Source organism: Modicisalibacter coralii (genome assembly GCF_004117855.1).
GTDB classification, from domain to species: domain Bacteria; phylum Pseudomonadota; class Gammaproteobacteria; order Pseudomonadales; family Halomonadaceae; genus Modicisalibacter; species Modicisalibacter coralii.
In genome coordinates this window covers 63,477-78,873 of record NZ_QWBW01000017.1, presented here as the reverse complement: position 1 = coordinate 78,873, position 15,397 = coordinate 63,477, and the positions used below count along the sequence as shown (strand labels likewise).

Below are 15,397 nucleotides of genomic sequence, written 5' to 3'. Positions count from 1 at the left end.
CAAGTCGCTCATTCGAGCGTCGCGGCCAGCCACCAGCGTGTCTGCCAGGCCCGCAACACCCGTTCCGGGTAGCCGGTCTCGCCCAGACTGCCGTTGTAGCGGGCCAGGGCCCGGGTCAGATCGCCGCTTTCGAGCCGCAGGTAGTAACCGAGGATCGTGCAGCCGTAGCGCAGGTTCGTGACGGGGTCGAAGAGATCGTCGTCGCGCCGGCCGATGACACGTTTCCAGAACGGCATCACCTGCATCAGGCCCTGGGCACCGGCGCTCGATTCGGCGTCGCGGCGAAAGCCGCTCTCGACCTGAATCACCGCCAGCACGATTTCCGGGCTCAGGCCGGCCAGTCGGGCTTCGGCATGGATGCGCGCCAACAGACGACGGCGTGCCCGGGGATCGCCCAGCCGCGGCGCCAGACGCGCCTGCATGGTGGCGATCCAGGCCGAGGTCGCGGCATCGGCCTGAGTGCCGCGGGCATGGGTCACGCTTTCCAGGGTATCGAGCAACGTCCCGGGGACCTGCGCCGGAACATTGGCGGCGGCCAGGGCGAGGGCGGGGCACAACGCGAGACCGGCTGCCACCCCTCGTAACGCCCGGTGCCGCCGCCGGGCACGGTCAGCCCGCGAGCCGCTCACGCAGGAAGTCGGCGACGCTGTCGGCGGGAATCATGGTGTTGTCGGTGTCGCGACGCCCCTTGTACTCCAGCTCGCCGTTGTCGAGGCCGCGGTCGCCGATGACGATGCGATGGGGGATGCCGATCAGTTCCTGGTCGTTGAACTTGACCCCCGGGCGGGTATCGCGGTCGTCGAGCAGCACGTCGAAGCCCTGGTCACGCAGCGTCTCGTAGAGCCGTTCGGCGGTGTCGCGTACGCGCTGCGACTTGTGGGCGTTCATCGGCACCAGCATCACCTGGAACGGGGCGATGGCATCGGGCCAGATGATCCCGGCGGCGTCGTGGTTCTGCTCGATCGCCGCGGCGACGATCCGCGTGATGCCGATGCCGTAGCAGCCCATCCACAGCGTGGCCGGCTTGCCGTTTTCGTCGAGCACGGTGGCATTCATGGCGTCGGAGTACTTGGTGCCGAGCTGGAAGACGTGGCCGACCTCGATGCCGCGCTTGATCGAAAGCGTGCCCTTGCCGTCCGGCGACGGGTCGCCCTCGACCACGTTGCGCAGGTCGGCGACCCTGGGCAGGGTGACGTCACGCTCCCAGTTGATGCCGAAGTAATGCTTGCCGTCGATGTTGGCACCGGCGCCGAAATCGCTCATCAGCGCCACGCTGCGGTCGATGACGACCGGCATGTCCAGGTTCACCGGCCCCAGCGAGCCGGGGCCGGCGCCGACCACGGCGCGAATCTCGTCTTCGTTGGCCATGGTCAGCGGGGTGGCGACCTCGGGCAGGTTCTCGGCCTTGACCTCGTTGAGTTCGTGGTCGCCGCGAACCAGCAGGGCGATCAATCCGCCGTCGGCGGCATGCACCATCAGCGTCTTGATGGTCTTCTCGATCGGCAGTCCGTGCTCTTCGACCAGGGTGGCAATGGTCCGCGCATGAGGCGTGTCGACCAGGCGCAGTTCCTCCTGCGGCGCCGGGCGCTCCGGCGTCTCGCCGAGCGGGGCGGGCAGGGCCTCGGCCTTCTCCATGTTGGCGGCGTAGTCGGACTCGCTGGAGAAGATGATGTCGTCCTCGCCGGAATCGGCCAGCACGTGGAACTCGTGGGAACCGGTGCCGCCGATCGAGCCGTTGTCGGCGATCACCGGGCGGAAGTCCAGGCCCAGGCGCGTGAAGATGCGCACATAGGCGTCGTACATCACCTGATAGCCCGCCTTCAGCGACGCCTCGTCGGCGTGGAAGGAATAGGCATCCTTCATGATGAATTCCCGCGAGCGCATCACCCCGAAGCGCGGGCGGATCTCGTCGCGGAACTTGGTCTGGATCTGATAGAAGTTGCTCGGCAGCTGCTTGTAGCTCGACAGCTCACGACGCACCAGATCGGTGATCACTTCTTCATGGGTGGGGCCGACGCAGTAATCGCGATCGTGACGATCCTTGAGGCGCAGCAGTTCGGGCCCGTACTGCTCCCAGCGGCCGGACTCCTGCCACAGCTCGGCCGGCTGCACGGCCGGCATGAGTATTTCCTGGGCGCCGGCACGGTCCATCTCCTCGCGCACGATGCGTTCGACCTTGCGCAGGGTGCGCAGTCCGATCGGCAACCAGGTGTAGAGCCCCGACGTGAGACGGCGGATCATCCCGGCGCGCAGCATCAACTGATGGCTGACGACTTCGGCGTCGGCGGGGACTTCCTTGAGGGTGGCGATCAAGAGTTGACTGGCGCGCATGGGTCCGGCGTTTCCTTCAGTGACTCGTTGAGGGGCCTGAATCGGCGATTCGTGGCATTGTACGGGGTTGCCCTGCGCGCGGCAAAAGCCCCGGCAGGGGCTTGGTCACTCCTGTCGGGCAGCGCCGGCCCGGGCCTGGCGCAGCGACACCCTGGCGGGTTGCAGCCGCTGGCGCTGATGCCGCCAGTCGTTGTGGTTGTCGACCTGCCCGGACTCGCGCAGGGCGGCGATGGCGTCGAGGTCCAGCCGGGCGAACTGCCAGCCGGGGGTGTCGTCGTGGGCGCGGGTGAGCACGCCGTCCGGCGGGAAACCCTGATCGCAGGGGGTGTAGACGGCGGCGCGACCGACGTTGACGTCCACCGCCGGCGACCACAGGGCCTCGCCGTTGGTGGGCGAATGGATCACCGCGACCTGCTGCTCGATGGCGCGTGCCTGGGCGCACCAGCGAACCCGGTGATAGCCGGCCTCGGTGTCGGTACAACTGGGCACCAGCAAGAGTTCCGCGCCGGCCTCGACGAGGCTCCGGGCAAGGAGCGGGAATTCGCTGTCGTAGCAGATCAGCACGCCGAGGCGACCCACCGGCGTATCGAAGACCTTGAGAGCGCCATCGGTGTCGGGGTCGCCCGGCGAGATACCCCAGGGGCCGCGCTCGAAGCGGGTCATGATCTGCTTGTCCTGGAAGTCGGCGTGACCCGGGGCGAGCAACCAGGCGCGATTGACGTAGCGGCCCGGCGCGACCCGCCAGGGCATCGACGGGGCCAGCAGCGTCACACCATGGCGCTCGACCAGCGCGCGCCAGGTGGCGATCGCCGCGTCGCGCAGTGCCTGCAGGGCGTCGAGCTGCGCGTGCAGATCGTCCCGCACGTCCGGGGGCAGCAGCGAGGCGAGTTCCATGCCGCCGTACTCGGGCAGTACCAGCAGGTCGGCGCCGTGATTGACGGCATTCTGCACCCAGCGTTCGGCCTTGGCGCGGAACTCGTCGAAATCGCGCAGGGCGTCGATCGGGTACTGGGCGGTGGCGACGTCGATCATGCGGGTCATGCCGGCTCCTGGTCCTCGAGTTCGCGCAGCCAGAATACCATGGTTTTCTCGGTCTCCCGGTCGTCGCCGACGTCCTTCCAGGCGAAGGTCGTGGTCAGCGCCGGCTGGCGGCGATAGCCCCGCGCGTTCCAGAAGCCGTGCAGCGGTCGATGGTCGGCGGGTCGGTGCGGATGATCCGGCGCGCGCTCGACGGCGCAGAAGGCGACCCGGGAAAAGCCCCGGTGCCGGGCGTGTGCCTCGCGTTCGGCCATGAAGGCCTTGCCGATGCCTTGTCCCCGGTACGCCGGCAGCAGCACCGACTCGCCGTAGTAGAAGACCGAGCGGGGCTCGATGCCGGCGCGTTCGAAGGGCTGGCGAAAGGCCTGGCATTCGGCGTCGAGCGGCATGCCGGTGGCGGCGCCCACCAGGGTGTCGCCGTCGAAGGCCAGCACGAACAGGCTGTCCGGGCACTCGGCGTAGCGCGACAGGTAATCGGCCTCGTAGGCGAGATCGCCATCGTAGAGATAGGGGAAGTCGCGAAAGACACGAATGCGCAGGCGCGCGAGCGCCTCGAGATGGGGGGTGATGTCGCCGCCCCGGCATGACGTCAGCGTGATATCGACCATGCGCGGCTCTCCTGAGTGATCGGCCTGAAAGGATCGGGGAACGGTATCAGGGGCGACGGGAGGCGCCAATGATGGCCGACACGGCTGGCGGCGAGGGACCCGCCGATGGCGTGTTTCCTATACCAAGGTCTTACGACGAAGGTGTTGGCGAGCCCCTCGTTAGCGTGCAATCCTCTTGGGCTGCGATTGTCGACACGCTTCGTCGACCCCGCCCTCATCATTGTCTGCATTGCCGGAGAGCCTGTCATGACCGTCACCAGTATCGGGGCCCGTTGTCGCCTGCCCGGATGGGAGTCACTCGAGCGTAGCGCCGAGCAGGCCGCCGCCCTGATCGAGAACGGCATGACGGTGGGCATGAGCGGCTTCACCCGCGCCGGCGAGGCCAAGGCCGTGCCCAGGGCGCTGGCCGAGCGCGCGCAGCGCGATCCGCTGTCGATCACCCTGATGACCGGCGCTTCGCTGGGCAACGATCTCGACAAGCTGCTGACCGAGGCCCACGTGCTCACCCGCCGCATGCCCTTCCAGGTCGATGGTACGCTGCGTCGCGCGATCAATGCCGGCGAGGTGATGTTCATCGATCAGCACCTCTCGGAGACCGTCGAGCTGCTGCGCAATCATCAGCTCCATGACCTGGACGTGGCGGTGGTCGAGGCGGCGGCGATCACCGAGGAGGGCGGTATCGTGCCGACCACCTCGGTGGGCAACTCGGCCAGTTACGCGATTCTCGCCAAGCGCGTGATCATCGAACTCAATCTGTCGGCGCCGGCCGAACTCGAGGGGCTGCACGACATCTACATCCCCCAGATGCGCCCCAATCGCACGCCGATTCCGGTGGTGGCGCCGGATTCGCGGATCGGCACGCCCTACATTCCCATCGATCCGGCGAAGATCGCCGCCATCGTGGTGACCGACGGCCGCGACAGCCCGTCCACCGTGCTGCCGCCGGACGCCGATACCCAGCGCATCGCCGATCACCTGACGGCGTTCTTCACCGCCGAGGTGGAGGCCGGTCGGCTGACCCGCTCTTTGCTGCCGCTGCAGGCGGGTATCGGCAGCATGGCCAACGCGGTGGTCACCGGCCTGGCCCATGGCCCCTTCGAGCACCTGACCATGTATTCCGAGGTGCTCCAGGATTCGACCTTCGAGCTGTTCGACGCCGGCAAGCTCGATTACGCCTCGGGGTGCTCGATCACCCTGTCCGAGGCGCGTGGCGACTCGGTATGGGGCAATCTCGCCAAGTATCGCGACCGCCTGATCCTGCGTCCGCAGGAGCTGTCCAACCACCCCGGCATCGTGCGTCGGCTGGGCGTGATCGCCATCAACACGGCGCTGGAGGCGGATATCTACGGCAACGTCAATTCCACCCACGTCTGCGGCACGCGGATGATGAACGGCATCGGCGGTTCGGGGGATTTCGCCCGCAACGCCCAGCTATCGGTGTTCATCACCAAGTCGCTGGCCAAGGACGGCGACGTGTCGAGCCTGGTGCCCTTCGTCAGCCATGTCGATCATACCGAGCACGACGTCGACATCCTGGTGACCGAGCACGGCCTGGCGGATCTGCGCGGACTGGCCCCTCGCGAACGCGCGCCGCTGATCATCGAGCACTGTGCCGACCCGGCCTATCGCCCGGCGCTGAGACGCTACTTCGAGACTGCCCTGCGGCGCGGCGGCCAGACGCCGCACTGCCTGGAGCAGGCGCTGAGCTGGCACGTGGCCATGGAGCGCGATGGGCATATGCGGAGCCTGCGCGACGACTGACGCGCGACACTGCGAACCGGTTGCCAGCCGCCTCGCGAACGGCTATGCAGAGAGGGCGATGGAGCGCTCACGTTCGGGAGAACATGGCATGAGAACCTATTCCTGCACCTGCGGTAGCCGGCTGTTCTTCGACAACACCCGATGTCTCAGCTGTCAGCGCGAGGTGGGCTGGTGTCCGGTGTGCCAGGGCATCAGCGCGCTCGAACCGCTCGCCGAGGGGGGCTTTCGCTGTACCAACGCCGAGTGCGGTGCGGCGCTGCTCAAGTGCTTCAACTATCTCGAGCATGACGTCTGCAACCGCATGATACCGCTCGACGGCAACGGCGAGGCGGACGCCCTGTGCGACTGCTGTCGCTACAACGATGTGGTGCCCGACCTGTCGATCGAGGGGCATCGCGAGCGCTGGGCGGCGCTCGAGGCGGCCAAGCGGCGGCTGTTCTATACCCTCGACCTGCTGGGGCTGCCCCACGGCACCGCCGAGGAGGGCTTCGAGCCGCCGTTGAGCTTCTCGTTCATGGCCGATGCCTTGCCGGACGCCGGTCTGTGGCGCAGCACCGCCGGCACCGACAAGGTCTACACCGGCCATGCCGAGGGGCACATCACCATCAACGTCAAGGAAGCCGACGATGTCGAGCGCGAGCGGCTGCGCGTCGACATGCACGAGTCCCATCGCACGTTGATTGGCCATTTCCGCCACGAGATCGGCCACTACTACTGGGACCTGCTGGTCAAGGGGCGTGACGAAGCTGCCTCGCGCGAGGTCTTCGGCGACCACGACTCGCCGCCCTACGGCGAGGCGCTGGAGCGCTACTACGAGAGCGGGCCGCCCGACGACTGGGCGCAGCGTTACGTCTCCGCCTACGCCACCATGCACCCGTGGGAGGACTTCGCCGAGACCTTCGCCTTCTACCTGGACATCGTCGCGGTCCTCGATACCGCCCACCATCTGGGGGTGAGCGCGGCGGATCACGACGCCAGCCTGACGCGCATGCTGGCGGCGTTCCATCAGGTCGGCCTGGGCGTCAACGAACTCAACCGCGAGATGGGCCTGACCGACCTGGTGCCCGAGGTGGTCACCCCGGCGATCCGCGACAAGCTGGCCTATGTGCACCAGTTGATCCATCAGGCATCGGGTTAGTCCCAAGGCGAGGGTCGGCTTCACTCGACGGCAGGACTCGATGGAGGGGAGTCTTCGTACAACGGCGAGTTGTATAACCTCATCGAGCTGTAGGGCCCCGAATGAATAACCTACCGAGAGATCAAAGCTAGATGTTGTTATTGCGACGACCGTGAGTAGATTCGTCGACTTCTGCTAGATCACCATGTCTATACCGGAGCGAGTCTAAAAATGGCAGCTTGGCCTTGGAAGTAGCACTTGAGTACCTAGTGACCGTGGTGGCGATAGCTCAGTGGGCTCCGCCGCGCGCGTGTCGGGCTGTTAGGATTGCCCTGATCCGCCGCTGCAGGAAGAAAGGTGAAATCAGATGCTGGATAGCAGTTGGTGTCTGCGCCATAGAGGGTGATTCGTTTCGCCAGCTCGTATACCATCTGTATGCGTTGTGTGACTGCAAGCATTGGATGGAATGGACGCGAACCATAGTGAATAGATTGGCTCTTGGAGCGTGACTGTTGTCGCTTATCACGAGACCGGCCACACGAGTGGGTAGACGGGCTCGAACTCTGACAGGAGGTATGACGATGCGTATCGAGTCGATCCGTATTTGCAATTTCAAAGGCTTTCAAAACACTGCGATGACGGATATCCCGCGCTTCTGCGTCATCGTTGGGGCCAATGGTAGCGGGAAGAGCACTTTATTCGATGTGTTTGGCTTTCTTAAGGACTGTCTGACCTACAACGTGCGACACGCGCTTCAGGCCAGAGGCGGTTTCAAAGAGGTATTGAGCCGCGGTGCCAATGCCGACGACTGTATCAGCTTCGAGATCAAGTTCCGCATGGAAATTGCGGGTATCGAACGGCTTATTACCTATCTTCTGGAAATTGGCTTGGATGCTCGCCAGCCAACCGTCAAGCGAGAAGTTCTGCGCTACAAGCGCGGACGCTACGGCTCACCGTATCATTTTCTCGATTTCGAGGGCGGTTCTGGTTACGCCATTATCAATGAGGAAGACTTTGATAAACAGAATGAGCAGCTTGAGCGTGAGCAGCAAAATGTTGGCAAAGATGTACTCGCTATTAAAGGGCTAGGGCAGTTCGAGCGCTTTCGTGCTGCAAGTGCTTTTCGACAGTTAATCGAAAACTGGCATGTTTCCGACTTTCATATTAACCTTGCTCGGGGTAGCAAAGAGTCGATCGGTGATTTCGAACATCTGTCGGTAAGTGGCGACAATTTGCAGCTCGTAGCGAGAAATATCTACGAGAACTATTCGGAAATTTTTCAGCAGATTGTCGAGGCGATGAAGCATCGCGTGCCTGGAGTTAGGGATGTGGAACCTGTATTAATGCAGGATGGACGCTTAATCCTGAATTTTCAGGATGGATCGTTCAGGGATCCTTTTATCGATCGCTATGTCTCTGATGGCACCATCAAGATGTTTGCCTATTTGGTGCTGCTTTACGACCCTGAGCCACATCCCTTGCTATGTATTGAGGAGCCGGAAAATCAGCTCTATCCTACTCTGTTGTGGGAACTGGCCGAGGAGTTTCGTGGCTATGCCGAGCGTGGCGGTCAGGTTTTTGTATCCACGCACTCGCCTGATTTTCTCAACGCTGTGCAGGTCGATGAGATATACTGGCTGATCAAAGAGCAGGGGTGTACGCAGATTCGGCGTGCAAGTGAGGATGCCCAGCTAGTGGCATTTGCCGATGAAGGTGACCAGATGGGTTATCTCTGGAAAGAGGGCCTGTTCGGAGGAGCGGATCCGCAATGAGTCAACTGGTTTTCTTTCTGGAAGAACCCTCTGCTCGCGAAATGTTGAAAGGTCTACTACCTCGATTGATACCTGAGGATATCCAAGTCCAGTATATCGTTTTCGAGGGCAAACAGGATTTAGAAAAGCGCCTTCCCAAAAGGTTGCGCGCCTGGCAGCAACCAGACACGGTTTTCGTCGTGCTTCGGGATCAGGATAGTGGTGTTTGCACCGACGTCAAGGCTGCTTTGGTTGAGAAATGCCGCCAGGCTGGGCGCGAAGATGTGTTGGTACGTATTGCTTGTCGTGAGCTTGAATCTTTTTATTTGGGTGATCTTGTCGCGGTCGAGCGCGCATTTTGTATTAGGAACCTGAGCCGCCAGCAGGAAAAAACTAAATATCGATCGCCAGATAGATTAGGTAGCCCTCATCAGGAGTTAAAACGTCTGGTGTCCTCATACCAGAAAGTCGCAGGTTCTCGGTCGATGGGCCCCCATCTGTCGCTCGATCAAAACCATTCTCACAGTTTCAATGCGTTGATTAGTGGCGTAAGGCGGTTGCTGGGAATACAAGCATGAGCTTGGGGATAGTTGAATAATCCGTTGGGAGTGTCAGCTGTAGGCTGGGAAGCCGTCCGCGCCTTGGCTGGCATCACTATGCACCGCTATTGTTTCGTATTACTGGCGATACACTGCACTAATCGGCTTCCTCGTCGTCCTCCTGGCCGGGAACCAGCCCCCGCGGGGTGTCTTCCAGGCGCGCGAAATAGGTGTTGGCGATGGCGTCGTGGAGGGTATTGAAGCCGATCTGCAGCTCGTCGATGAAGGCGTGCAACTCGTCTGGGGAACGTGCCAGTGCCTGCATGTCGGCCTCGAGGATGTCGGCGCGCACCAGCGCCGCCGCCGCCAGGGCACGGTCGTGGCGGGGCAGTGACTGCAGGTCCCAGGCCAGTGCCTCGAGAGTTCTCGCCACGGCCCGGGGGAAGTGCTGGTCCTGGAGCAGAAAGCGCAGCACGTCCGGTCCGCGTACCCGCAGGCGGATCTGCTGACGGTACATCTGATAGGCGGTCAGCGACTTGAGCACGCTCATCCACTGCAGGTGCTCGAAGGGGCGCAGCTCTTCGGGGCCCTTGGGCAGCAGGTTGCCCGAGCGCACGTCGACGATGCGGGTGGTCATGTCGGCGCGTTCGAGGTGACGACCGATCTCGATGAAGGTGCGTGCCGCCGAATGGCTCAGGGTGCCCTCGATCAGCCCGGTGAGTGTCTGGCAGCCGCGGACCAGGCGCTTGAGGAAGGCGTCGCGCCGCCGCGGGGCGAGGGCGTTCTCGGCCTGGTCGCGGACCTCGAGATACATCTCGTTGATCTGCTCCCAGATCTCGCGGGAAACCACGTCGCGGGTGGTGCGCAGGTTCTCCCGGGCGCCGGCCAGCGAGGAGAGGATCGACCCCGGGTTCTCGCGCTCCAGGCAGAGAAAGTGCACGACGTTCTTCTCGTTGCGCCGGTCGTACAGCTCGGCGAAGGTCGCGTCGCTGCCGGTGATGTCGATCAGCGTCGACCAGCCCAGGGCGGTCTGATGGGGCAGGTCGAGCAGCAGGTGGGTGTTGACGCTGACCAGGCGGGCGGTGTCCTCGGCGCGCTCGAGGTAGCGTGCCATCCAGTAGAGGTTCTCGGCGACTCGCGACAGCATGGCGTTCACTCCCCCTCGGTCTCGACGATCCAGGTGTCCTTGCTTCCCCCGCCCTGCGAGGAGTTCACGACTAGCGAGTCCTTGACCAGCGCCACCCGCGTCAGCCCGCCGGTGGTGACCTGAATGTCGGTACCGGACAGGATGAAGGGGCGCAGATCGACGTGGCGGGGCTCGGCGTTGCCGTCGCACAGCGTCGGCGCGGTAGACAGGTTCAGTGTCGGCTGAGCCATGTAGTTGCGCGGGTCGGCCTTGATCCGCTCGGCGAACTCGGCGCGCTGGGTCGGCGTGGCGCGGGGGCCGATGAGCATGCCGTAGCCGCCGGACTCGTTGGCCGGCTTGACCACCAGTTCGTCGAGGTGATCGAGCACGTAGCGGCGGTCCTCCTCGAACATGCACAGGTAGCTGGGCACGTTGGGCAGGATGGCTTCCTGGTCGAGGTAGTAGCGGATGATCCGGGGCACGAAGGCGTAGACCACCTTGTCGTCGGCGACACCGGCGCCGGGGGCGTTGGCCAGTGCCACCTTGCCGGCGCGCCAGGCGCGCATCAGCCCCGCGACGCCCAGCGTGGATGCGGGATTGAAGACCTCCGGGTCGAGGAACAGGTCGTCGATGCGGCGATAGATCACGTCGACCCGCGTCAGCCCCTCGATGGTGCGCATGTAGACGATGTCGTCGTCATCCACCACCAGGTCGGAGCCCTGGACCAGCTCGACGCCCATCTGCTGCGCCAGGTAGGCGTGCTCGTAATAGGCGGAGTTGTAGATGCCCGGGGTGAGCACCACTACCTGCGGCTCGTCGTAGGGCCGTGGCGAGAGACTGGCGAGCATGTCATAGAGCTGCGCGCAGTAGTCGTCGACCGGCAGGATGCGGCCGGTGGCGAAGACTTCGGGCAGCACGCGCTTGGTGACGTTGCGGTTCTCGAGCATGTAGGACACGCCCGAGGGCACGCGCAGATTGTCCTCGAGGACGTAGAGGGTGCCGTCGGCGTCGCGCACCAGGTCCGAACCGCAGATGTGCGCCCAGACGTGGTGGGGCGGGTCGATGCCGCGACATTGCGGGCGGAAATTGACCGACTGGGCCAGCACCTCGGCGGGCAGCAGCTTGTCCCTGACGATGCGCTGGTCGTGGTAGAGGTCGTCGATGAACAGGTTGAGCGCCTCGACGCGCTGCTTGAGCCCGGCCTCGGTGCGCCGCCATTCGTCGGCGGGGATGATCCGCGGGACGATGTCGAACGGCCAGGCGCGATCGATCATGCTGCCTTCGGAGTACACGGTGAAGGTGATGCCCATGGTCTGGATGGCGATCTCGGCGGCAGCCTTGCGCTCCGACAGGTCCTGGGGCGTGAAGCCGGCGAGGATGTCGCAGAGTTCCCGGGCCGCGGGGCGCGGTTGGCCGGGGGCCGCCAGGAGCTCGTCGTAGAAATCGTTGCTGCGGTAGTTCTGCCAATCGATGAGACTCATGGGCGTTACCTCGCCTGGCGACCGGCGTGGGTCGCGATGTCGGTCCGTTGCCCAGTGGGTGGGCTTCCCTAAAGCTATACCAGTTCGTCGTCGATCGCCTCTCGCCGAGCGTTGAGACACGATGTTGCAGGTTGTGCTGGGCGCGCCCCCGGTCGATAGTGAAGGGCATCCGCCGGTAGCACCGGTATTCGTCGAGCCAACGGGGGCCGATATGACGATTCGCGTCGCCTTGCAGCACCACACCCGCTATCATTTCGACCGCCCGGTCAACCTCTCGCCACACCTGATCCGCCTGAGACCCGCGCCGCATTGCCGGACGCCGATCGAGGCCTATTCGCTGACCATCGACGGCGACCCGCACTTTCTCAATTGGCAGCAGGATCCGTTCGGCAACTTCATCGCCCGCGCGGTGTTCCCCGAAAAGCTCACGCAACTGACGGTCGATATCGAGCTCGTCGCGCCGATGACCGTGATCAATCCCTTCGATTTCTTCGTCGAGCCCTACGCCGAGACGTTTCCCTTCGCCTATCCCGACGGGCTGGCCAAGGAGCTGGCGCCCTATCTCGAGGTGCGCGAGGCGGGCTCGCGGCTGCGCGACTGGCTGAGCGCGGTATCGCCGGAGGCGCGGGGCGTGGTCGATTTCCTGGTCGAGCTCAACCAGCGCCTGCAGCATGACATCGCCTATCTGGTGCGCATGGAGCCGGGGGTGCAGAGCTGCGAGGAAACCCTCGCCAAGGGCAGCGGCTCGTGCCGCGACAGCGCCTGGCTGCTGGTGCAGATCCTGCGCCACCTGGGGCTGGCGGCGCGCTTCGTGTCCGGCTACCTGATCCAACTGGCCGCCGACGTCAAGGCGCTCGACGGCCCCTCGGGCACCGAGGTCGACTTCACCGATCTGCATGCCTGGACCGAGGTGTTCATTCCCGGCGCCGGCTGGGTGGGCCTTGACCCGACCTCGGGGTTGCTGGCGGGGGAGGGGCACATCCCGCTGGCGGCGACGCCGGAGCCGTCCAGCGCGGCGCCGATCAGCGGCTTCTCCGACGAGTGCGAGGTCGACTTCGATTTCGCCATGCACGTCGAGCGTATCCACGAGGACCCGCGGGTCACCAAGCCCTACAGTGAGGCGCAGTGGGCCGAGATCATGGCGCTCGGCGAGGTCGTCGACGAACGTCTGGCGGCCGGCGACGTGCGGCTGACCCTGGGCGGCGAGCCGACCTTCGTGTCGATCGACGACATGGACGGCGATGAATGGAACACCGCGGCGCTGGGGCCCACCAAACGCCGCCTCGCCGGCGACCTGCTCAAGCGCCTGCGCCGGCGCTTCGCCGCGGGCGGGCTGCTGCACACCCATCAGGGCAAGTGGTATCCCGGGGAGTCGTTGCCGCGCTGGGCGCTGGCCTGCTACTGGCGACGCGACGGCGTGCCGTTGTGGCGCGACGAGGCGCTGCTCGCCGACGATCGCCAGGCGGCGCGTTGCACCATCGACGATGCCCGGCGCTTCGCCGAGGCCCTGACGCGGCGCCTGGGGCTCGATGTCCGTCATCTTATTCCCGGTTACGAGGATGCCTATTACTACCTGTGGCGCGAGCGCATGTTGCCGGTCAATCTCGACCCGCGGGACTACGATCTCGACGACGACGAGGAACGCCGCCGCCTGGGCCAGCTGCTCGAACGGGGGCTGGGCGAGGCCACCGGCTTCGCGCTGCCGCTGCGCCATGCCCAAGAGCGTGACCATGCCTGGGAGAGCGGCAACTGGCCGCTCAAGCGCGACCATCTCTATCTGGTCCCCGGCGACTCGCCGATGGGCCTGCGCCTGCCGCTGACCGCGCTGCCGTGGGTCGAGCGTCCGGATTCGCCGCATCCCCAGTCGCTGTTCGAGTTCCGCCAGGCGCTCGGCGACGTCCACGGCGAGGTGATGCGTCGCTACAGCGAGTTGCACGCCCACCACACCGGCGATGCCGGTCACGGCCTGCACCGCCAGCCGGGCGGCGAGACGTGGCAGGACCAGGCCTGGCCCAGCGAGGATGGCGACGACGCGGTGATCCACACCAGCCTGTGCGTCGAGCCGCGCGATGGCCGGGTGCACGTCTTCCTGCCGCCGCTGACGCGACTCGAGCACTACCTCGATCTGGTGGCGAGCATCGAGGACACCGCCGCCGAACTGGCCATGCCGGTGGTCGTCGAGGGCTATCCGCCGCCGGCCGATCCGCGGTTGACCAAGTTCCTGATCACCCCCGACCCGGGGGTGATCGAGGTCAACATCATGCCGGCCGGAGACTGGCCGTCACTGGTCGCCAATACCGAGACCCTCTACGAGGAGGCTCGCCAGGCCCGCCTGGGTACCGAGAAGTTCATGCTCGACGGCCGCCACACCGGTACCGGCGGCGGCAACCATGTCACTCTGGGCGGCGCGACGCCCGCCGATTCGCCGTTTCTGAGGCGTCCCGACCTGCTGGGCAGCCTGCTCACCTACTGGCAGCATCATCCCAGCCTGTCGTATCTGTTCTCGGGCCTGTTTCTGGGCCCCACCAGCCAGGCACCGCGGGTCGACGAGGCCCGCCACGAGGCCCTCTACGAGCTGGAGATCGCGCTGGCCCAGATGCCCGAGGGCGAGGTGCCCCAGCCGTGGCTGGTCGATCGCCTGCTGCGTCACCTGCTCACCGACATCACCGGCAACACCCACCGCGCCGAGTTCTGCATCGACAAGCTCTATTCCCCGGACAGCGAGACCGGCCGCCTGGGACTGGTCGAGCTGCGCGCCTTCGAGATGCCGCCCCATGCCCGCATGAGCCTGATGCAGATGCTGCTGATTCGCGCCCTGGTGGCGCGCTGCTGGGAGCGGCCGTATCGCGGCAAGCTGGTGCGCTGGGGAACGGCGCTGCACGACCGCTGGTTGCTCCCGCACTGCCTGTGGAACGATCTCGGCGATGTGCTCGAGGATCTGCGCCGTCACGGTTTCGACTTTCGGCAGGAATGGTTCGCGCCGTTCCTGGAATTCCGTTTTCCGGTGCACGGCCGGGTGGCCTATCGCGATGTCCGGCTCGAGCTGCGCCAGGCGATCGAGCCCTGGCACGTGCTCGGCGAGGAGACCGCCGGCGGCGGCACCGCGCGCTATGTCGATTCCTCGGTGGAGCGCTTGCAGGTGCGTGTCGAGGGCATGAGCGGCGACCGTTACGCGGTCACCTGCAACGGGCGCCGGGTGCCGCTGACGCCCACCGGCCGGGTCGGCGAGGCGGTCGCCGGGGTGCGCTTTCGGGCCTGGCAGCCTCCCTCGGCGCTGCACCCGCGGATTCCGGTGCAGGCACCGCTGGTCTTCGATGTCGTCGATACCTGGAACGCGCGGTCGGTGGGCGGCTGCACCTACCATGTCGCGCATCCCGCCGGGCGCAACTACGAGACCTTTCCGGTCAACGCCAACGAGGCCGAGGCGCGGCGTCTGGCGCGTTTCTGGGCCGAAGGCCATACTCAGGGGGCCATGAGCGCCCCGTGCGAGACGCCGAGCCTGGAGCTGCCGATGACCCTGGATCTGCGGCGCCTGCCGTGAACGCGAGCCTCGAAGGGGCGGGGCAGGGCCTTCGAGGCGTCACATATACCGTCGTGCAAGCGCCCAGATCGATGCTTTGGCGGGGCGTTGACGCGGTATCATGA

General features: G+C 65.2%; 11 protein-coding genes. 5 read left to right on the top strand and 6 right to left on the bottom strand.

Going from position 1 to position 15,397, the window contains the following annotated elements:
* Positions 1-8: 8 nt before the first annotated feature.
* The 4 genes from D0901_RS11020 to D0901_RS11005 all read right to left on the bottom strand — a co-directional run bounded on the left by D0901_RS11020 (position 9) and on the right by D0901_RS11005 (position 3,977).
* Positions 9-575: a transglycosylase SLT domain-containing protein gene (locus D0901_RS11020; protein ID WP_233440400.1), complete on the bottom strand. Its 567-nt coding sequence runs from the start codon at positions 573-575 to the stop codon at positions 9-11.
* 34 nt (positions 576-609) lie between these two features.
* Positions 610-2,331, bottom strand: a complete 1,722-nt coding sequence (locus tag D0901_RS11015; RefSeq protein ID WP_129140353.1) for a proline--tRNA ligase — start codon at positions 2,329-2,331, stop codon at positions 610-612.
* Between the two features lie 105 nt (positions 2,332-2,436).
* Positions 2,437-3,372 (bottom strand): carbon-nitrogen hydrolase family protein, encoded by a 936-nt coding sequence (locus D0901_RS11010; RefSeq protein ID WP_129140352.1) that lies wholly within the window; start codon positions 3,370-3,372, stop codon positions 2,437-2,439.
* Positions 3,369-3,977: a GNAT family N-acetyltransferase gene (locus D0901_RS11005; RefSeq protein ID WP_129140351.1), complete on the bottom strand. Its 609-nt coding sequence runs from the start codon at positions 3,975-3,977 to the stop codon at positions 3,369-3,371. Before D0901_RS11005 ends, D0901_RS11010 begins: the two co-directional genes overlap by 4 nt.
* A gap of 246 nt (positions 3,978-4,223) precedes the next feature.
* On the opposite strand from D0901_RS11005, the gene D0901_RS11000 reads away from it, so the two are divergent.
* The 4 genes from D0901_RS11000 to D0901_RS10985 all read left to right on the top strand — a co-directional run bounded on the left by D0901_RS11000 (position 4,224) and on the right by D0901_RS10985 (position 9,184).
* Positions 4,224-5,738 carry an acetyl-CoA hydrolase/transferase family protein gene (locus D0901_RS11000; protein WP_129140350.1) on the top strand — a complete coding sequence of 505 codons (1,515 nt, stop codon included), beginning with the start codon at positions 4,224-4,226 and terminating at the stop codon, positions 5,736-5,738.
* 88 nt (positions 5,739-5,826) lie between these two features.
* Entirely contained in the window at positions 5,827-6,876 is a 1,050-nt protein-coding gene (locus D0901_RS10995; RefSeq protein WP_129140349.1) for a zinc-binding metallopeptidase family protein, read from the top strand.
* A gap of 560 nt (positions 6,877-7,436) precedes the next feature.
* Entirely contained in the window at positions 7,437-8,627 is a 1,191-nt protein-coding gene (locus D0901_RS10990; protein WP_129140348.1) for an AAA family ATPase, read from the top strand.
* Entirely contained in the window at positions 8,624-9,184 is a 561-nt protein-coding gene (locus D0901_RS10985) for a DUF4276 family protein (protein WP_129140347.1), read from the top strand. The genes D0901_RS10990 and D0901_RS10985 overlap by 4 nt, the downstream gene beginning before the upstream one ends.
* 118 nt (positions 9,185-9,302) lie before the next feature.
* Here the strand turns inward: D0901_RS10985 and D0901_RS10980 are convergent, their stop codons facing one another.
* Both D0901_RS10980 and D0901_RS10975 read right to left on the bottom strand, forming a co-directional pair.
* Positions 9,303-10,292 carry an alpha-E domain-containing protein gene (locus D0901_RS10980; protein WP_129140346.1) on the bottom strand — a complete coding sequence of 330 codons (990 nt, stop codon included), beginning with the start codon at positions 10,290-10,292 and terminating at the stop codon, positions 9,303-9,305.
* A gap of 5 nt (positions 10,293-10,297) precedes the next feature.
* On the bottom strand, positions 10,298-11,752 hold the full coding sequence (locus tag D0901_RS10975; RefSeq protein ID WP_129140345.1) for a circularly permuted type 2 ATP-grasp protein: 1,455 nt from the start codon (positions 11,750-11,752) through the stop codon (positions 10,298-10,300).
* Positions 11,753-11,963: 211 nt separating this feature from the next.
* On the opposite strand from D0901_RS10975, the gene D0901_RS10970 reads away from it, so the two are divergent.
* Positions 11,964-15,293, top strand: a complete 3,330-nt coding sequence (locus D0901_RS10970; protein WP_129140344.1) for a transglutaminase family protein — start codon at positions 11,964-11,966, stop codon at positions 15,291-15,293.
* Positions 15,294-15,397 lie beyond the last annotated feature (104 nt).